Source organism: Leclercia sp. UBA1284 (genome assembly GCF_002308415.1).
Classification (GTDB): domain Bacteria; phylum Pseudomonadota; class Gammaproteobacteria; order Enterobacterales; family Enterobacteriaceae; genus Enterobacter; species Enterobacter pneumoniae.
Window position 1 is genome coordinate 1 of record NZ_DBUS01000006.1, and the last position, 17,771, is coordinate 17,771.

The 17,771-nt window shown below is 54.8% G+C and carries 16 protein-coding genes, 1 tRNA gene and 1 pseudogene; 14 read left to right on the forward strand and 4 right to left on the reverse strand.

Annotation, left to right across the window (positions count from 1 at the left end):
- Positions 1-177: 177 nt before the first annotated feature.
- The gene (gene dkgB / locus B3511_RS03240; protein ID WP_286777520.1) at positions 178-981 is read left to right on the forward strand and encodes a 2,5-didehydrogluconate reductase DkgB; all 804 of its coding nucleotides are present in this window, start codon (positions 178-180) and stop codon (positions 979-981) included.
- A gap of 22 nt (positions 982-1,003) precedes the next feature.
- On the opposite strand, the gene yafC is transcribed toward dkgB, so the two are convergent.
- Positions 1,004-1,909, reverse strand: coding sequence for a DNA-binding transcriptional regulator YafC (yafC, locus tag B3511_RS03245; RefSeq protein WP_046886694.1), 906 nt, complete (start codon positions 1,907-1,909; stop codon positions 1,004-1,006).
- Positions 1,910-2,012: 103 nt separating this feature from the next.
- Here yafC and B3511_RS03250 point away from each other — a divergent pair, with 103 nt between their 5' ends.
- The 3 genes from B3511_RS03250 to B3511_RS03260 all read left to right on the forward strand — a co-directional run bounded on the left by B3511_RS03250 (position 2,013) and on the right by B3511_RS03260 (position 5,055).
- The gene (locus tag B3511_RS03250; RefSeq protein WP_286777521.1) at positions 2,013-3,203 is read left to right on the forward strand and encodes an MFS transporter; all 1,191 of its coding nucleotides are present in this window, start codon (positions 2,013-2,015) and stop codon (positions 3,201-3,203) included.
- 197 nt (positions 3,204-3,400) lie between these two features.
- A complete protein-coding gene (locus B3511_RS03255; protein ID WP_046886696.1) occupies positions 3,401-4,201 on the forward strand; it encodes an endonuclease/exonuclease/phosphatase family protein in 801 nt (266 codons plus the stop codon).
- Between the two features lie 83 nt (positions 4,202-4,284).
- The gene (locus tag B3511_RS03260; RefSeq protein WP_286777522.1) at positions 4,285-5,055 is read left to right on the forward strand and encodes a class I SAM-dependent methyltransferase; all 771 of its coding nucleotides are present in this window, start codon (positions 4,285-4,287) and stop codon (positions 5,053-5,055) included.
- 52 nt (positions 5,056-5,107) lie between these two features.
- Here B3511_RS03260 and mltD read toward each other — a convergent pair whose 3' ends face one another.
- Positions 5,108-6,475 carry a murein transglycosylase D gene (gene mltD, locus B3511_RS03265; RefSeq protein WP_286777523.1) on the reverse strand — a complete coding sequence of 456 codons (1,368 nt, stop codon included), beginning with the start codon at positions 6,473-6,475 and terminating at the stop codon, positions 5,108-5,110.
- 71 nt (positions 6,476-6,546) lie between these two features.
- Positions 6,547-7,302: a hydroxyacylglutathione hydrolase gene (gloB, locus tag B3511_RS03270; protein WP_286777524.1), complete on the reverse strand. Its 756-nt coding sequence runs from the start codon at positions 7,300-7,302 to the stop codon at positions 6,547-6,549.
- 32 nt (positions 7,303-7,334) lie between these two features.
- Between gloB and B3511_RS03275 the strand changes: the two genes are divergently transcribed.
- Positions 7,335-8,051, forward strand: a complete 717-nt coding sequence (locus tag B3511_RS03275; protein ID WP_046886700.1) for a class I SAM-dependent methyltransferase — start codon at positions 7,335-7,337, stop codon at positions 8,049-8,051.
- Here the strand turns inward: B3511_RS03275 and rnhA are convergent.
- Positions 8,052-8,628, reverse strand: a pseudogene (gene rnhA, locus B3511_RS03280) (ribonuclease HI).
- On the opposite strand from rnhA, the gene dnaQ reads away from it, so the two are divergent.
- From dnaQ to B3511_RS03325, 9 genes are all read left to right on the forward strand, one after another.
- Complete coding sequence (gene dnaQ / locus B3511_RS03285; protein WP_040077050.1) at positions 8,582-9,313, forward strand: DNA polymerase III subunit epsilon; 732 nt, start codon at positions 8,582-8,584, stop codon at positions 9,311-9,313. The pseudogene rnhA and the gene dnaQ overlap by 47 nt on opposite strands.
- A gap of 130 nt (positions 9,314-9,443) precedes the next feature.
- Positions 9,444-9,520 (forward strand) — tRNA-Asp (locus B3511_RS03290).
- 401 nt (positions 9,521-9,921) lie between these two features.
- Positions 9,922-10,641, forward strand: a complete 720-nt coding sequence (locus B3511_RS03295; protein WP_040077049.1) for a FadR/GntR family transcriptional regulator — start codon at positions 9,922-9,924, stop codon at positions 10,639-10,641.
- Complete coding sequence (locus B3511_RS03300) at positions 10,638-11,651, forward strand: ABC transporter ATP-binding protein (protein ID WP_286777525.1); 1,014 nt, start codon at positions 10,638-10,640, stop codon at positions 11,649-11,651. The genes B3511_RS03295 and B3511_RS03300 overlap by 4 nt, the downstream gene beginning before the upstream one ends.
- Positions 11,648-12,730 (forward strand): ABC transporter ATP-binding protein, encoded by a 1,083-nt coding sequence (locus tag B3511_RS03305; RefSeq protein ID WP_046886703.1) that lies wholly within the window; start codon positions 11,648-11,650, stop codon positions 12,728-12,730. The genes B3511_RS03300 and B3511_RS03305 overlap by 4 nt, the downstream gene beginning before the upstream one ends.
- Before the next feature lie 2 nt (positions 12,731-12,732).
- Complete coding sequence (locus tag B3511_RS03310) at positions 12,733-14,247, forward strand: ABC transporter substrate-binding protein (RefSeq protein WP_286777526.1); 1,515 nt, start codon at positions 12,733-12,735, stop codon at positions 14,245-14,247.
- A gap of 21 nt (positions 14,248-14,268) precedes the next feature.
- The gene (locus tag B3511_RS03315; protein ID WP_286777527.1) at positions 14,269-15,210 is read left to right on the forward strand and encodes an ABC transporter permease; all 942 of its coding nucleotides are present in this window, start codon (positions 14,269-14,271) and stop codon (positions 15,208-15,210) included.
- Between the two features lie 2 nt (positions 15,211-15,212).
- Positions 15,213-16,088 (forward strand): ABC transporter permease, encoded by an 876-nt coding sequence (locus tag B3511_RS03320; RefSeq protein ID WP_212477124.1) that lies wholly within the window; start codon positions 15,213-15,215, stop codon positions 16,086-16,088.
- Positions 16,089-16,097: 9 nt separating this feature from the next.
- Positions 16,098-17,699, forward strand: a complete 1,602-nt coding sequence (locus tag B3511_RS03325; RefSeq protein ID WP_233803184.1) for a gamma-glutamyltransferase family protein — start codon at positions 16,098-16,100, stop codon at positions 17,697-17,699.
- Positions 17,700-17,771: the final 72 nt, after the last annotated feature.

Here is a 17,771-nt window from a genome sequence, read left to right on the forward strand (position 1 = left end):
CCGTCCGTTCCGCCACTTATTGAAAGCCCTGAGCAGATGCTCAGGGCTTTTTTTTCGTCCGCGCTATTATTATTGCTTGAACAGCAAAAATCCTCTGCGTTTCACGATCTTTTTCTGCATAACGACAGCAGCGATAATCTTCCTCACTTAATAACAAAATGATTTATGAGGAATGACATGACTATCCCTGCACTTGGTCTGGGCACTTTCCGTCTGAAAGACAACGTTGTTATCGCGTCGGTAAAAACTGCTCTTGAACTGGGCTATCGCACCATTGATACGGCGCAGATTTATGATAATGAAGCGGCCATTGGCCAGGCCATTGAAGAGAGCGGTATACCGCGTGACGCGCTTTTTATCACCACCAAAATCTGGACCGAGAATCTCAGCAAAGAAAAGCTGATCCCAAGCCTCATAGAGAGTCTGAAGAAGCTGCGTACTGAATACGTTGATTTGACCCTAATCCATTGGCCTTCGCCAAACGATGCGGTCTCTGTCGAAACGTTCATGCAGGCACTGCTGGAAGCGAAAGAGCAGGGCTTGACCCGCCAGATCGGCATCTCTAACTTCACCATTTCACTGATGGAAAAAGCCATTGCAGCCGTGGGCGCGGAGAATATTGCAACGAATCAGATTGAGTTATCGCCCTATCTGCAGAATCGCAAAGTAGTGAGCTGGGCAAAAGAGCACGGTATCCATATCACCTCTTATATGACCCTGGCTTACGGTAAAGCGCTAAAAGATGACGTTATTGTTCGTATCGCCGACAAACATAATGCGACACCAGCTCAGATCATTTTGGCATGGGCATTAGGAGAAGGATTCGCGGTGATCCCTTCCTCGACTAAACGTGAGAATCTGGCCAGCAACCTGTTGGCGCAGGATCTCAAGTTGGATGACGAAGATAGAAAAGCGATCGCGGCGCTAGAGTGCAACGATCGTCTGGTGAGTCCGGAAGGATTAGCGCCAGACTGGGATTAATGTTTTCTGGCTCTCTGAACCCTTACTCAGCTCCTTCGGGAGCTGTTTTTATACGTTCACTCAGAAAATCAATGAAGGCGCGGATCCGCGTGCTTACCGCTCTGTCGCTGTAGTACACGGCACTGAAAGGCATCTCAACGGGCAGACGTTTATCTGCCATCAACTCTACCAGCTCGCCTCGGGCTATTTCTTTATCAATCATGTAGTCAGACAGACAAGCGATCCCATTTCCCTCCAGACAGAGCTGTTTTAGCGTCTCTCCGCTGTTGGAAGACAATCCACACTCAATTTCATGTAGCTGCCCGTCATGGCAGGCTAGCGGCCACGTATTCAGGGACAAAGGCTCGGTAAAACCCAGGCACATATGTTGTTTGAGATCGTTCACCGTTGCGGGTTCGCCAAATTCTTTAAGATAGGCCGGAGAAGCAATAATCTTACGATAACTTTTAAACAGAGGGCGAGCGCGGAGGCTGGAGTCGGTTAATGTACCCGCTCTAATGGCGACATCAACCTTTCTTTCAATAAGATTAATGAATGTCTCTGAGGAGACCAGCGAAAGCGTCATTTCAGGATAACGTTCACGGAAAGGTTTGATTAGCGGCATCAGGAAATGCAGCACGACCGGCGTGGCGGCATCAATGCGTAATAACCCGCGCGGTGTGTTACGGCTCTCGATGATCTCGGTTTCTGCCGCTGCCATCTCCTGCAGTATGGACTGCACCCGGCGGAAATAGCGCTCTCCCTCTTCCGTCAGGCTGAGTTGCCGCGTTGTGCGGTTTAGCAAGCTGACGCCAAGCTTCATCTCAAGCTTCTTCACTGACCGACTTACTGCTGAGTTGGCTTGCCCAAGCTGCTCCGCAGCACGACTAAAACTTCCGCTTTCGACCACGGCGACAAAGATTGCCAGCTCTTCTGAGGTTGCTTTCATTGTTGCTATTTCCGCAAAATTATATTGATACTTTGACCATTTTTGTTATTTAAGCACTAACGCATACTACGTGTCATCTTAATCCTGATGAGACGGAGTTATTATGCCACTGGCATTACTTGCCCTGACGATCAGTGCCTTTGCAATTGGCACGACCGAATTTGTTATCGTAGGTTTAGTCCCTACTATTGCCGAACAACTTGCTATTTCGCTGCCTTCAGCGGGGTTGTTGGTTTCCATCTATGCGCTCGGCGTCGCCATCGGCGCGCCAGTCCTGACCGCGCTCACAAGCCGTTTGCCGAGAAAGCAGTTACTCATAGGGCTGATGGTACTTTTCACCGCCGGGAACATGCTTGCCTGGCAGGCGCCAGATTATACGACGCTGGTGATTGCGCGCCTGCTTACCGGCCTGGCTCATGGGGTGTTCTTCTCGATTGGTTCGACCATAGCGACAAGCTTAGTGCCGAAAGAGAAAGCCGCATCGGCTATTGCCATTATGTTTGGCGGATTAACGGTCGCGCTGGTTACTGGAGTACCGCTGGGGACCTTTATTGGGCAGCACTTCGGCTGGCGTGAGACGTTTCTTGCGGTCTCTTTACTGGGCGTCATTGCGTTAGTGAGCAGTGTGTTATTGATCCCATCAAATATTCCGGGTCGTACAGCGGCGACACTGCGTGAGCAACTGCAAGTGCTCACACACCCGCGACTGTTGATCATTTATGTCATTACCGCTCTCGGTTATGGTGGCGTGTTTACGGCGTTTACCTTCCTGGCACCTATGATGCAGAACCTGGCTGGCTTTTCCCCCAGCGCAGTGAGCTGGATCCTGCTGGGTTATGGTGTCTCTGTCGCGATAGGCAATATTTGGGGCGGTAAACTTGCGGATAAACAGGGTGCCGTGCCGGCATTGAAGATTATTTTTGCAGCCCTGGTGATATTACTGATGGTGTTCCAGTTTACTGCGTCAATTCAATATGCCGCGCTGGCAACCGTTCTGGTCATGGGGATTTTTGCCTTTGGTAATGTTCCGGGCCTGCAGGTCTATGTCGTGCAGAAAGCGGAGCAGTATGCCCCGAACGCGGTAGATGTGGCATCTGGCCTGAATATCGCGGCATTCAATATTGGTATCGCACTGGGGTCGATCGTTGGCGGACAAACGGTACAGCATGCTGGGTTGGCGCAAACGCCATGGATAGGTTCCCTTATTGTTCTGGCTGCATTGGTGCTGGTTGGCATCAGCGGCCGTCTGGATAAGACCGACAGCCCCGTTCTGAAAAATGCGTCTGAAGGCTAGTCAATCATTTGATCCTTTTGGTTTAGCGAAGTGATAGTCCTGATGAAGCATCAGTACTATCAACGGTTATGCGGCAGCTTTCATAAACCCATTAAATGTTTCTCACCCATTGCATTGAAAGTGTGACCTGAAAACCTTATAACAATAGTACCCGCCCGTTTTTTGGGCGGTCCATGAGACTGAGGCCGTTTTCAACAGTGCGAAAGAATACCTATGCCATGCGCTATGTAGCCGGACAGCCAGCGGAGAGAATTTTACCTCCGGGCTCGTTTGCGACTATCGGCCAGGCATTGCCAGCCGGTGCGCCGTTAAGCAGCGACGAAAAAATTCGCGTGCTGGTGTGGAACATTTTTAAGCAGCAACGCGCCGAATGGTTATCTGTTCTGAAGAACTTCGGCAAGGATGCGCATCTGGTGTTACTGCAGGAGGCGCAAACGACCCCTGAGCTGGTCAGATTCGCTACCACAAACTACCTGGCTGCCGATCAGGTTCCGGCCTTTGTCCTGCCGCAGCATCCCTCCGGCGTGATGACGCTCTCTGCTGCACACCCGGTCTACTGTTGTCCGCTTCGCGAGCGAGAGCCTATTTTGCGGCTGGCCAAATCGGCACTGGTCACGGTCTACCCATTGCCTGACACCCGTTTACTGATGGTCGTAAACATACACGCCGTGAATTTCAGTCTGGGCGTCGATGTCTACAGTAAGCAGTTACTCCCAATAGGCGATCAAATTGCTCACCATAGCGGGCCGATTATCATGGCCGGGGATTTCAATGCCTGGAGCCGCCCGCGGATGAATGCGCTGTATCGCTTTGCCCGTGAAATGTCACTGCGCGAAGTGCGTTTTACCGATGATCAGCGCCGCAAAGCGTTCGGTCGTCCTCTCGATTTCGTCTTCTATCGTGGTTTGAATGTGCACGAAGCCTCTGTACTGGTTACGCGCGCTTCCGACCATAATCCTCTACTAGTTGAATTCAGTCCCGGCAAACCTGAGAAGTAATGGTTCGTCAGGTCTGCCGTGGGGCAGACCTGTGCTGGTGAGGTGCTGCCCTTTCTTTTTTTCTAACAACAAAGGACAGTACGATGACAACACAATCCCATCATGACAACGTAGAAAAACAGTTCGGTTCACAGGCAAGCGCTTACCTGACAAGTGCAGTACACGCCTCGGGACGCGATTTAGTGCGTCTGGGCGAGCGTCTCGCCTCATTTCCAGACGCCCAGGTACTGGATTTAGGCTGTGGGGCAGGGCACGCCAGCTTTATTGCCGCCGGGCAGGTTGCAGGGGTGACCGCCTATGACTTATCCAGCCAGATGCTCGATGTGGTTAACGCGGCAGCAAAGGAAAAAGGGCTGACCAATATGACTACCCGACAAGGGTATGCAGAATCATTGCCGTTTGCCGAGGGGAGCTTCGACGTGGTGATCAGCCGCTATTCAGCACACCACTGGCATGACGTCGGACAGGCGCTGCGCGAGGTTAAGCGGGTACTGAAACCTGGCGGTATTTTCATCATTATGGACGTGATGGTGCCAGGCCACCCGGTACGTGATATCTGGTTACAGACCGTCGAAGCGCTGCGCGATACCTCGCACGTACGTAACTACAGTAGCGGCGAATGGTTAACGTGGATGACCGAAGCGGGATTAATAGCTCGCACGATGGTGACCGATCGCTTACCGCTGGAGTTCAGCTCCTGGATCGCCAGAATGCGCACGCCAGAAGCACTGAGCCAGGCGATTCGACTCTATCAGCAGAGCGCATCCGCTGAAGTGAAAGCGTACTTCGAACTGGAGAGTGACGGCTCTTTTACCAGCGATACCCTGTTTGCTGAGGCGCAAAAGGCCAGCTAAATAAAAAAAGGCACCGAGGGGAATCGGTGCCTTTTTCTTTCTGCGCCTGTTATCAGGAGTCTGGCGTTGCGTTGTTTTTTACAAACAACGTCAACTGGTCGCCTGGCTGCAGGTTGTCAGTATCATCATTCCAGCGCATCACATCTTTGATATTTACGCCGTGCGTTTTCGCGATACTGGAGAGCGAATCACCTTTGCGAACACGATAGGTAATGCTATCGCTGTTGCGGGCAAGACGCTGCGCGCTACTACCCGCGCCAACGGTCAGGTTCTGACCTACCTTCAGGTTTGAACCACGCAGATTGTTCCACTGCTGCAAATCTTTGCTGCTCACGCCGAGTCGTGAAGCGATGCCCGAAAGCGTATCGCCTGAACGAACCTTATAGCTACGGCTGCTGACCGGTGAGTTATCGGCGAGCAGGGTTGACTGCACCGCAGCGATTTCACCAGACGCCAGCGAGTTACGTAACTGTTCTGCATGCTTCTGCGGCACCAGCACGTATTTCGGACCACTGTTACCTAACGTCGAACCCTTCACGCCAGCGTTAAAGGCTTTCAGTTTCGTCACCGAGATGCCCGCCATATCGGCAACCTGCTTAAGTTCTACAGGATTGCTCAGACGCACTCTCGCCAGTGCCCGACTCTCGTCGGAAGTCGGTAACTGCACCCCATAACGTTTGCTGTTTTTGAGAATATCGCTCAAAGCCAGCATTTTGGGGACATACAGTTTGGTTTCCCGTGGCAGTGGAAGCGACCAAAAGTCCGTGGGTTTGCCACGCGCTTTATTCGCTTTCATTGCCTTCAGTACACGACCTTCACCGCTGTTGTAAGCCGCGACAGTTAGCAGCCAGTCACCGTCAAACATCTTGTTCAGACGCTGCATCATATCGAGAGCGGCCGTAGTTGAGGCGACCACATCACGACGCGCATCGTAGCTGCGAGTCTGTTTTAAACCATAATTGCGCCCTGTGCTCGGTATGATCTGCCAAATACCTGCGGCATTGGCACCAGACGTTGCGTGTGGGTCAAAAGCGCTCTCCACTATGGGTAGGAGTACCAGCTCCATCGGCATGTTACGTTTCTTAACTTGCCCGGCTATCCAGTACATATACGGCTCTGCCCGTAAAGTTACATCGTGGAGATAGCTCTTATTTCTTAAATACTTCTGTTTCTGTTCGCGTATCCGGCTGTTTTCCGGAATTCCCATCTTTAGCTCGTCGCCAATAGAGGCCCACAAGTCCTGTTCCTGCGCAAATGACGTCCCATCGTCCATCCATCGCGCCGAACTTGTAAACTTCCCTGCTTCCCCTTGACCAGCTGCAGAAAGGCTCTGTGCGTGCTGTTGTACGTTGCCAGTGTTCTGAGACGCCTGGCAACCCACAAGCAGGACAGAGGCGAGTAAAATCGCTTTTGCCTTCATGTGTGTGTCAATAGTTGCTTAAAAGACGAGCGATGATAACGACCAATTTTTGAAAAGGCAACCTGCAATTGTTAAAAGTTGTCTTTCTTAGCCCTCAACCATGCGAAACAGGCCTCAGGGTGTTGCACAGTTGTTTCTTTGTTTATTTTATCAATTAAAACAGGATCATCCGTTCGTAGAAAAACATTAACTTTACGTTCATTTTTCAGAATAACAGGGAGTGTTTTTTGGTTTTTTGCACGTAACTCATTAACTTTATGGTAGTAATCGTTTATCGCCCGATCCTCAGGCAGAACGTGTCGGGCAAACTTCATATTTGCTAATGTATATTCATGCGCACAACAAATTAACGTCTCGTCGGGAAGCGCATTAATTTTTTGGAATGATTGATACATCTGCGCTGGCGTACCTTCAAAAAGTCTTCCGCAGCCGCCAGAGAACACCGTGTCACCGCAAAAAAGATAAGGGAAACTGAAGAAAGAAACATGTCCCAAAGTGTGACCTGGTGTAGCAATTACGGAAAACTCCGACCCCAGTATGAGGATCTTATCGCCATCTTCTACTACGCGTGTCGTACCCTTATCTTGCGTTTCAGCGGGACCATATACCACAAGATGCGGGAATTTAGCGCGCAGCGCCGTCACGCCGCCCACGTGGTCATGGTGATGATGCGTTAACAGAATGGCGTCAGGCTGCCACTGGTTATCCTCAATCGCCTGCAGAACTGGCGCGGCTTCGCCGGGATCAACGATCACACAATGGTCTGTATCATCGGTCAAAACCCAGATGTAGTTGTCCTGAAACGCGGGAATACTGATAAGATTCATTTATTACCTCTGACTACGTAGCGGGTGTGTTGATGAAACCGGCAAGGATACCTCAGACAGTCTCACCACCGGAGCGATGGGCCGATTTGCCCTGGGGTGAATACTACCGCGAAGCGCTCGAGCAGCAACTCAAACCCTGGTTTGCAAAAATGTATGGTTTTCACCTGCTTAAGATTGGCAATTTAAGCGCGGAAATCAACTCGGAATGCTGTGCTATCTCGCACCAGGTGAATGTCTCTCTGGCTGGTCAGCCGCTACAAGTCAAAGCCAATCCATTGCACCTGCCTTTTGCCGAAAAGTCTGTCGATGCTTGTCTGCTGGCGCATACCTTACCCTGGTGTGGCGATCCTCACCGTCTTCTGCGGGAAGCCGATCGGGTGCTTATCGATGATGGCTGGCTGATTTTAAGCAGTTTTAATCCGATGAGTCTGATGGGGCTGCGCAAGCTGGTGCCCGTATTGCGTCGCACACCGCCCTATAACAGCCGCATGTTTACGATGATGCGCCAGCTGGACTGGCTCTCATTACTCAACTTTGAAGTGATGTATCACAGCGGTTTTCAGGTTTTACCCTGGACGCGGCGGGGCGGGAAGTTGCTTAGCACGCATTTCCCGGCGCTGGGCTGCATGCAGGTCATTGTGGCGCGCAAGCGGACTATCCCGCTCACGCTTAATCCGATGAAACAGAGCAAAAGCAAAACGCCGCTGCGTCAGGCCGTGGGTGCCACCCGGCAATACCGGAAGCCTTGATCAAGCCTCCGGCTGATAACCCACATCTTCATGAACCGGATTCATTGCCGCTGCCCGCGCCAGCTCATCACAGCGTTCGTTCTCTGGATGTCCCGCATGGCCCTTAACCCACTCCCAGGTAATCTGGTGCTGGCTTAATGCGGCATCAAGACGTTTCCACAGATCGACGTTCTTAACGGGTTTTTTATCTGCTGTCTTCCAGCCGCGTTTTTTCCAGTTATGGATCCACTGGGTAATACCCTGGCGCACATACTGGCTGTCGGTGCTGAGCACCACATCGCAATGCTCTTTTAAGGCCTCCAGCGCCACGATAGCCGCCATCATCTCCATGCGGTTATTGGTGGTGAGCCGGTAGCCTTCACTGAAAGTTTTTTCATGCTCGCGATACCGGAGAATCGCGCCATAGCCGCCAGGGCCGGGATTGCCAAGGCAAGATCCATCGGTGAAAATTTCTACCTGTTTACGCATCTCTGGTAGACTTCCTGTTTTGAAACGATCGGTAAACGACAAGTCTGACATAAATGACCGCTATGAGCACTGCAATTACACGACAGATCGTCCTCGATACTGAAACCACCGGTATGAACCAAATCGGGGCGCACTATGAAGGCCACAAGATAATCGAGATCGGGGCGGTCGAGGTCATCAACCGTCGTCTTACCGGCAACAATTTCCATGTCTACCTCAAGCCAGACCGGCTGGTTGATCCTGAAGCCTTTGGCGTTCACGGTATCGCCGATGAGTTTCTGCTCGACAAGCCCACCTTTGCTGACGTCGCCGACGACTTTCTTGAATACATCACCGGCGCAGAGCTGATCATTCATAACGCATCGTTCGATATCGGCTTTATGGACTATGAGTTCAGTAAGCTTAATCGCGGCATTCCTAAAACGGATACCTTCTGTAAGGTGACCGACAGCCTGGCGCTGGCAAGAAGAATGTTCCCGGGCAAGCGTAACAGCCTGGATGCGTTATGCTCGCGCTACGAAATCGATAACACCAAGCGAACGCTGCACGGCGCACTGCTCGATGCCCAGATCCTGGCCGATGTCTGGCTAACGATGACCGGTGGCCAAACGCTGTTAAAGTTTGGCAGCGATAATGACGCACAGCAGCAGCAAAACGAAGGCGGCATTCAGCGTCTTGTTCGTCAGGCGAGCAATCTGCGGGTTATACGAGCAGGTGATGAGGAGCTGGTAAATCACGAATCACGTCTCGATCTGGTGCAAAAGAAGGGTGGGAGCTGCCTCTGGCGGGCATAAAGCCTGCTTTTTTGCTGTTAATATCATCGGGTGGGCGATTTTTGCAGCAAACGATTAAAAACAAGAGAAAAAGCATTGACGGGTTCTGAGGCAGACCGTAATATTCGCCTCGTTCCCAAGGGAACAACGCGGAGCGGTAGTTCAGTCGGTTAGAATACCTGCCTGTCACGCAGGGGGTCGCGGGTTCGAGTCCCGTCCGTTCCGCCACATTCAGAAGGCCTGAATCAGAAATGATTCAGGCCTTCGTCGTTTCTACTCTGTCTGTCCTTTCTATCCCCTCTCTTTCTTATCTCACTATTCCTTTTTGTTAACATTTAATTAATTTAAATGGTGCAATTTATTAACAATTGCAGCTTTTTGGTGCAATATTTGCACTGTTATTGTGCGTTTTATCGTCTGCGGGCTTTTTATTCGTTTCTCGATGTAACATTTCTGTAAAGAAATAACCCTTTTTTTATCATCATCTTATCTGAGCGATCCCAGAAATTTCCTGAACCAATGCGTAATTGGTTCGTTAATTGCTTAATCATTAAGGCAATAAGTAAAAATCTATATCAATAACTTATTGTTAATAAAAATAAAGTAATGATGAAAGCAGGCGAACCAATATGGAAAAAACGTCCGGATTTCTGGCAAATTCCAGTACCGCGCTTGAGCAACTGCGCGGGCTTATCAACCAGCATGAGTCAACACCAGGCATTCCGCTGCCCACTGAACGTGAGCTGTCGGAAAAACTCGGCGTAGGGCGACGGGAAGTTCGCCGTGCGCTGGATGTGCTGGAAGAGGAAGGGCGTATCTGGCGCAAGCAGGGCAAGGGCACGTTTATTGGCCCCGCTGCACCCGTTGAACCCTTAGCCTTGCAGGGGCTGGTTCAGCAGACCAATTTGCTGGAGGTCATGGAAGCCCGTCTGCAGCTCGAACCCGGCTTAGCCCGTCTTGCGGCACTGCGTGCCACCAGGGAAAACCTCGCGCTGATGCAGCGCATGCTTGAACGTATCGACAAGGTCAGCCCGGACGACCGCGATCTGAATGAACTGTGGGACAGCGCCTTTCACCGCGCCATCGCAGAAGCCGCAGGTAATCGCCTGATGCTTGGCCTCTTTGACGCCATCGATGCCGTCAGACGTGATCCTGCCTGGCAGCATCTGCGTGAAATGGCGCGTACGCCGGAGCGCGTCGACGTTTATAACGACCATCACCACAAAATCATCACGGCGATCATTCATCGCCAGCCCAACGAAGCTGCTGCCGCTATGCGCGAGCATCTGCTGAGTCTGCAAACCGCCCTGATCCAGGCGATCAACCTTGAGGATGCTCCCCTGCTATGACGACAATCCCTTTTAAGGAGACCGCGCCAGTTCTGCGTCTGCATAATCTCAACGTCAAGTTCGCCGGCTCGCCGGTCAGCGTGCTGGACGGTATTTCACTCAGCGTTAAAGCGGGGGAAACCCTGGCGCTGGTGGGAGAATCAGGCTGCGGAAAGAGCATTACGTCGCTGGCGCTGATGGGGCTGCTTCCCTCAAGCGCGCAAATTGTTAGCGGTGAGATGCAGTTTCGACGCCATGATCTACGCCAACTCTCGGCGCGTGAATACGCCGACCTGCGCGGCAGCGAAATGGCGATGATCTTCCAGGAGCCGATGACCTCGCTCAACCCGGCCTTTACCCTGGGCGATCAGCTTAGCGAGGCGGTCATGCGTCATCAGAAGGTTTCTAAGTCTGATGCGATGGCCGTTGCACGGCAGATTCTGGAAAAGGTGCAGATCCCGGCGGCAGAAATGCGCCTGAAATCGTATCCGCATCAGCTCTCGGGTGGCATGCGCCAGCGCGTGATGATTGCGATGGCGTTGATCAATCATCCGCGTCTGCTGATTGCCGATGAACCAACGACCGCGCTGGACGTGACTATTCAGGCCCAGATCCTCACGCTGCTAAACACCCTCAAAGACGAGACCGGCACCGCCGTGCTGATGATCACCCACGATCTTGGCGTGGTGGCGGAGGTCGCGCAGCAGGTGGCCGTAATGTATGCCGGGCAGGTGGTCGAGCAGGGGAGCGTTGAGGCGATTTTTGCCGACCCGCAACACCCGTATACCATCGGACTGATGGGCTCTATCCCTTCGATGGGGGCCCGCAAAGGCCAGCTCTCGACCATTCCTGGTGCGGTACCTTTGCCCCAATCCATGCCTGTGGGCTGTCGTTTCGCCACGCGCTGTCCGTTTGCGCAGACTCGCTGCCATAACGAAAAACCGCAGCTCAGTACGCAGGGCGCGGGCCATCAGGTTGCCTGTTTCCGCGTACCGCTTGAGCAGCACATCGCCCTGGGAGAAATTGCATGACCACACCCATTCTGGAAGCTCGCGATCTGAGCAAACTCTTCCCCGGGCCGAAAAAGCTCTTTGCTCCGCAGCGCTTTGTCACCGCGGTGGATCGGGTCTCGCTCTCGGTTATGCCTGGCGAAACGCTGGCGATAGTCGGCGAGTCGGGCTCGGGTAAATCGACCCTGGGCCGTCTATTGCTGCGTCTGCTGGCGGCGAGTGAAGGGCGTGTTTTTTATCAGGGCGAGGAGATCACCCATGCTTCGGGTTCCCGTCTGAACCAACTGCGTCGTGAGTTGCAAATTATCTTTCAGGATCCCTTTGCCTCGCTAAACCCGCGCATGACGGTGGAGCAGATCGTTGGTGAGCCGCTGTGGCTGCATCAGGATATGAAAAAAGCCGATCGTCAACACCGGGTGGTGGAGCTATTAAAAACCGTTGGATTACCGGCCGCCTGGGCGGAGCGCTATCCCCACGAGTTTTCCGGTGGGCAGCGTCAACGTATCGGGATCGCACGCGCACTGGCCTCCGGGCCAAAGCTGCTGCTGGGGGATGAGCCTGTCTCGGCGCTGGATGTCTCGGTTCAGGCGCAGGTGGTCAACCTGCTGGAAAGTCTAAAACATCAGCTGGGTCTGACCATGGTTATCGTGGCGCACGGCCTGGCGGTGATCCGCCACATGAGCGACCGCGTAGCCGTCATGTACCTCGGGCAGATCGTCGAGCTGGCGACGGTAGATGAAATTTTTGACGCGCCGCTGCATCCCTATACCCAGGCGTTGATTGCCTCTGCTCCGCAGATGCAGCCGGGTGCCCAGCGCGATACCCCCTTGCTACAGGGCGATTTGCCGAATCCGGCGGATCCCCCCAGCGGATGTCGTTTCCACACTCGCTGTCCTTACGTCACGGATGAATGCCGCCAGGTAGAGCCGATCGATCAGGTTCTGGAAGGTGGACGTCAGGTGGCCTGCCATCGCTGGCAGGAGATCAACCGCGATCGCAGTGTTATCCAGATAGCACCGCCATCGGCAGCCTTTTTGCGACGCCGCGCGCTGTTCGAACACGCGGCAACCCACTCCTCTCTTCCAGCCAGGAACTCATGATAATGACAATGCGAAATTCTCTTTTGACCGTACTGGGAAGTGTTATGTTGCTGGGCGCGGCGCTGCCTGCGCAGTCTGAAACCGTGCTGCGCATCGGCCTCGGTGCCGATCCCGATATGCTCGATCCTCACCTGGCGCGCACCTATTATGGCCGCTTTGTCTTCACCTCGCTGTGCGACAGGCTGGTGGACGTGGACGAGCACCTGAAAGTGGTGCCAGGGCTGGCAAAAGACTGGACATGGAGCGAAGACGGTAAAACCCTGACCATGAATCTGCGCGAAGGGGTCACCTTCCACGATGGTGAAAAGTTTGATGCGGCTGCGGCGAAATATAACCTCGATCGCGCCCTGACGCTGAAAGGTTCTTTGCGCAAAAGCGAAATCTCCTCCATCGAGTCGGTGGAAGTGAAAAGCCCCACCCAGATTGCTATCCACCTGAAGACCCCGGACGCGGCGCTGCTGATGCAGCTTACCGACCGTGCCGGCGCAATGATGGCGCCGCAAGCCGCCGAAAAACCCGACTTCGCCGCGCATCCGGTCTGCTCTGGCCCCTATAAATTTGACAGCCGCGTCTCGCAGGATCGCATCGTGCTGAGCCGTTTCGATAATTACTGGAACAAAGAGGCCTACCACTTCGACAAAATCATTTATCTGCCGATCCCGGATGCGTCGGTGCGTCTGGCGAACCTGCGCGCGGGCGATCTGGATCTCACGGAAGGCGTCGCCGCAAGCGATGTCAAAACCGTTGAGGCCGACAGCAAACTGGCGCTGGCGAAGGTCACTGGCCTCGGCTACCAGGGCATCACCTTTAATATCAATAACGGCAAGGTGTCGAAAAACGATCCGTTCCAGGATGCTCGCGTGCGTGAAGCCTTCTCACAGGCGATTGACCGCGATGCGCTGAACCAGGTGGTGTTCGAGGGACTCTATACGCCAGCAAACCAGGCGTTCTCGCCGGTCAGTCCTTACCATGTGAAGGTGCCGGTGCCGCCGCGCGACGTTGAAAAAGCCAAAGCGCTGCTGAAAGCCGCGGGTGTGACCACGCCGCTGAACGTCAATCTGCTGGTGCCGAATAACCCCACCTCGCAGCAGGTAGGCCAGGTATTGCAGGCGATGGTGGCGGAAGCGGGCTTTAACCTCAACCTGCAAATGACCGAGTTCGCCACGTTACTGGATCGCCAGCAGAGCGGCGATTATCAGCTGAGCTTCTCCGGCTGGTCAGGCCGCCCTGATCCCGATGGCAGCATTTATGGCTTCATCAACAGCAAGGGCAACCTCAACGATGGGCGCTACAGCAACGCGCAGGTAGACGAGTGGCTCGCGCAGGCACGTCTGAGCAACGACCCGGCAGTACGCCAGCCGCTCTACAACAACGTCGTGAAGCAGCTGCAAACCGATATGCCGATCGCCTACCTCTATTTCGAACCGCGTATTTTCGGTCTGAATAAGAACGTGCAGGGGTTCAAGCCCTATCCGGACGGTATCGTGCGTCTGGCGGGCCTGTCGCTGGCCAACTAACTGAGGGCGTGAGGAGAAACCATGCTGGAACTGATTTGCAAACGCCTGCTGCTGGCCATCCCGACCTTGCTGCTTGTGAGCATGATGGTCTTCGGGCTGCAAAAGTTGCTGCCCGGCGACCCGCTGATTGCGATGGCGGGAGAGGAGCGTGACCCGGCGGTCATCGCTCAACTGCGCGCGGAGTTAAACCTCGACGCACCGCTACCGGTGCAGTATTACGACTGGCTGACCCGCGCGCTGCAGGGCGACCTCGGTGTCTCCTTACGTACCCATGAACCGGTTACCACGCTGATTGCCAGCAAGTTGCCGGTAACTCTGGAGCTGTCGCTGCTGGCGATGATCATCGCGCTGGTGTTTGGCATCAGCATGGGGATCCTTGCCGCGGTGAATAAAAATAGCTGGGTGGATCATGGGGCTAACTTCGTGGCGATCTCCGGGATCTCGATACCGCACTTCTGGCTGGGGATCCTGCTGATTCTGGTCTTCTCGGTCAATCTGCAGTGGCTTCCCGCCTCAGGCTATGTGCCGTTTAGTGAAGATCCCATGCAGAACCTGCGCACGCTGCTGCTGCCTGCGTCGGTGCTGGGTACCGGTCTGGCGGCGACGCTCATGCGCCATACCCGAGCCTCGATGATCGCGGTATTGAAGGCAGATTATATCCGTACCGCGCGGGCCAAAGGGCTGCTGCCCAACGCGGTGATCCTCAAGCACGCATTCCGCAACGCGCTGGTGCCGGTGATCACCCTTACCACGCTGTTGTTTGGCGAGTTGCTGGGCGGGGCGGTCCTGACCGAACAGGTCTTCACTATTCCAGGCTTCGGCAAAATGATCGTCGATTCTGTCTTTAACCGCGACTACGCGGTAGTGCAGGGCGTGGTGCTAATTGTGGCTATCGGCTTCCTGATGCTGAACCTGCTGGCGGACGTCCTCTACGTGCTTATCAACCCGAAAATGCGAGGTTAATTATGGCGGAACTGACTACTCAATCCGTTGCGGCCGTCACCCCCCGCGCGCAGAACCGGGTGCTGAAAAAATTTCTCGCCAACAAGAGTGCGGTGATAGGGGCAGTGGTTGTCGGGATCTTTGTCCTGATTGCGCTGCTGGCACCCTGGATTGCCCCGTTCGATCCGGTGAAAGCGAACTTCCTCGCGGTCCGTAAGCCGCCGTCGGAGCTGTTCTGGTTTGGCTCCGACGAACTGGGGCGCGACATTCTGTCACGCATCATCTGGGGCGCGCGTACCTCGCTGATGGCGGGCTGTGTCTCGGTGGTGATTGCGGTGGTTATCGGCGTCCCGCTGGGGCTGGTGGCGGGCTACTTCCAGGGGATCTGGGATGGCGTCATCTCCCGTTTTATCGAGGCGCTGCTGGCCTGCCCGTTCCTGATTATGGCTATCGCGCTGGGGGCGTTTTTAGGCCCGAGCCTGACCAACGCCATGATCGCTATTGGTCTTTCGGCGATGCCGATTTTCGCTCGCCTGACGCGCGGCCAGGTGATCGCTATTCGCAACGAAGAGTATATCGACGGCGCGCGGGCAATCGGCCTGCCGGACCGTTGGATCATCATCAAATACGTGCTGCCAAACGTGATGTCGCCGATTCTGGTGCAGGCCACGCTGGCGATTGCTTCAGCGATTATTGCCGAAGCCAGCCTTTCGTTTTTGGGGTTGGGCCAACAGCCGCCAAACCCCTCCTGGGGCTCGATGCTGAACACGGCAAAAGGTTTTCTTGAACAGGCGCCCTGGATGTCTGTTTTTCCCGGCATCGCCATATTCCTGGCGGTGCAGGGCTTTAATTTACTCGGTGACGGCCTGCGCGATGCGCTCGACCCGCGCCACGACTAAGGAGTCATGATGACCAAAGCGCTTGATTTTACGACCGGTTACGATTCTCGCCGTCCGCCCATGATGGGACATAACGCGGTGGCTACGTCACAGCCGCTGGCGGCGCAGGCAGGTATGCGTATGCTGCAACTGGGCGGTAATGCGGTCGATGCCGCGGTCGCCACCGCCATGGCGCTGACCGTGGTGGAGCCAACGGGTTGCGGCATCGGCAGCGATGCCTTCGCCATCATCTGGGATGGCGAAAAGCTGCATGGTCTGAACGCCTCCGGGCGCTCGCCGGCCAGTTGGCATGCGGATCTCTTTGCCGGGAAAACCGCCATGCCCGAGCTGGGCTGGGATGCAGTAACCGTGCCTGGCGCGGTCTCCGGCTGGGTCGCTCTGGCAGAGCGTTTCGGCACGCTGCCCCTCACCACGCTGGCACAGCCTGCCATTGAATATGCGCGGAATGGCTTCCCGGTATCGCCGCTGATTGGCCATCTCTGGCAGCGCGGTTACAACAAACTAAAAGATCAGCCCGGCTTTAGCGCCTGCTTCGCGCCGGAAGGCCGCGCGCCGCGCGTGGGGGAGATCTTCCGCAATCCGGCGCAGGCGGAGTCGCTGGAGCTGATTGCCAAAACCAATGGCGAGGCCTTTTACCGGGGCGAGCTGGCAGAGAAAATTGCCGCCTTTGCAACCGAGCATGGCGCACACCTGACGAAAGACGATCTTGCCAACCATCGCGTGGATTGGGTGGAGCTGCTGTCACGTGATTTTGCCGGCGGTTCCGTTCAGGAGTTACCGCCTAACGGCCAGGGCATTGCGACGCTGATCGCGCTGGGCATTCTGGAGCAGTGCGGCATTGAGAAGCATCATCCGGACTCCGTGCAGTCGCTGCACCTCTCCATCGAGGCCATGAAGCTGGCGCTGGCGGATCTTGACCGCTATGTGGCCGATGAAGCGCATATGGAATTTGCCGCCAAAGAGCTGCTGAGTGACCATTATCTGAAATCACGCGCCGCGCTAATCGACCCGGATAACGCCTCTGACTTTGTCTACGGTTCACCGACTCAGAGCGGCACGGTCTATCTTTCTACGGCCGACGCCAGCGGAATGATGGTCTCGTTCATCCAGTCTAACTTTATGGGCTTTGGCTCAGGCGTAGTAGTGCCAGATACCGGTATCAGCCTGCAAAACCGCGGTTGCGGCTTTGTGCTGGATCCTAAACACCCGAACACGCTGGCGGGCAGCAAGCGTCCGTTCCACACCATCATTCCTGGCTTTGCGATGGACGGCAACGGCAAACCGCTGATGTCCTTTGGCGTGATGGGCGGGCCGATGCAGGCGCAAGGGCATATGCAGATGGCGCTGCGTATTATGTTGCACGGCCAGAACCCGCAGGCCGCGATCGATGCGCCGCGCTGGCGCGTAGTGCAGGGCAGGGAGGTGATCGTCGAATCCACCTTCGATCGCAATACCATCGCCGCGCTGCGTGCGCGTGGGCATCAGATTGTGGTGGAGGATCCGCTGCAAGAGTACAACTTTGGCGGCGCACAGGTGATCTATCGCTTGCCGGAGGGGCACTATGTTGCCGCGACGGAGAGCCGCAAAGATGGGCAGGCGTTAGTGAGTTAATAACTGACCTTAGGGGGGAGGGAACGGCATTGCACGGTTCCCTCGCCCCTTTGGAGAGAGGGTCAGGGTGAG

Coding starts and splice junctions, on each gene's coding strand:
- dkgB (WP_286777520.1), top strand. CDS start 178: ATGACTATCCCTGCACTTGGTCTGGGCACTTTCCGTCTGAAAGACAAC.
- yafC (WP_046886694.1), bottom strand. CDS start 1,909: ATGAAAGCAACCTCAGAAGAGCTGGCAATCTTTGTCGCCGTGGTCGAA.
- B3511_RS03250 (WP_286777521.1), top strand. CDS start 2,013: ATGCCACTGGCATTACTTGCCCTGACGATCAGTGCCTTTGCAATTGGC.
- B3511_RS03260 (WP_286777522.1), top strand. CDS start 4,285: ATGACAACACAATCCCATCATGACAACGTAGAAAAACAGTTCGGTTCA.
- mltD (WP_286777523.1), bottom strand. CDS start 6,475: ATGAAGGCAAAAGCGATTTTACTCGCCTCTGTCCTGCTTGTGGGTTGC.
- gloB (WP_286777524.1), bottom strand. CDS start 7,302: ATGAATCTTATCAGTATTCCCGCGTTTCAGGACAACTACATCTGGGTT.
- B3511_RS03275 (WP_046886700.1), top strand. CDS start 7,335: ATGAAACCGGCAAGGATACCTCAGACAGTCTCACCACCGGAGCGATGG.
- dnaQ (WP_040077050.1), top strand. CDS start 8,582: ATGAGCACTGCAATTACACGACAGATCGTCCTCGATACTGAAACCACC.
- B3511_RS03295 (WP_040077049.1), top strand. CDS start 9,922: ATGGAAAAAACGTCCGGATTTCTGGCAAATTCCAGTACCGCGCTTGAG.
- B3511_RS03300 (WP_286777525.1), top strand. CDS start 10,638: ATGACGACAATCCCTTTTAAGGAGACCGCGCCAGTTCTGCGTCTGCAT.
- B3511_RS03305 (WP_046886703.1), top strand. CDS start 11,648: ATGACCACACCCATTCTGGAAGCTCGCGATCTGAGCAAACTCTTCCCC.
- B3511_RS03310 (WP_286777526.1), top strand. CDS start 12,733: ATGACAATGCGAAATTCTCTTTTGACCGTACTGGGAAGTGTTATGTTG.
- B3511_RS03315 (WP_286777527.1), top strand. CDS start 14,269: ATGCTGGAACTGATTTGCAAACGCCTGCTGCTGGCCATCCCGACCTTG.
- B3511_RS03320 (WP_212477124.1), top strand. CDS start 15,213: ATGGCGGAACTGACTACTCAATCCGTTGCGGCCGTCACCCCCCGCGCG.
- B3511_RS03325 (WP_233803184.1), top strand. CDS start 16,098: ATGACCAAAGCGCTTGATTTTACGACCGGTTACGATTCTCGCCGTCCG.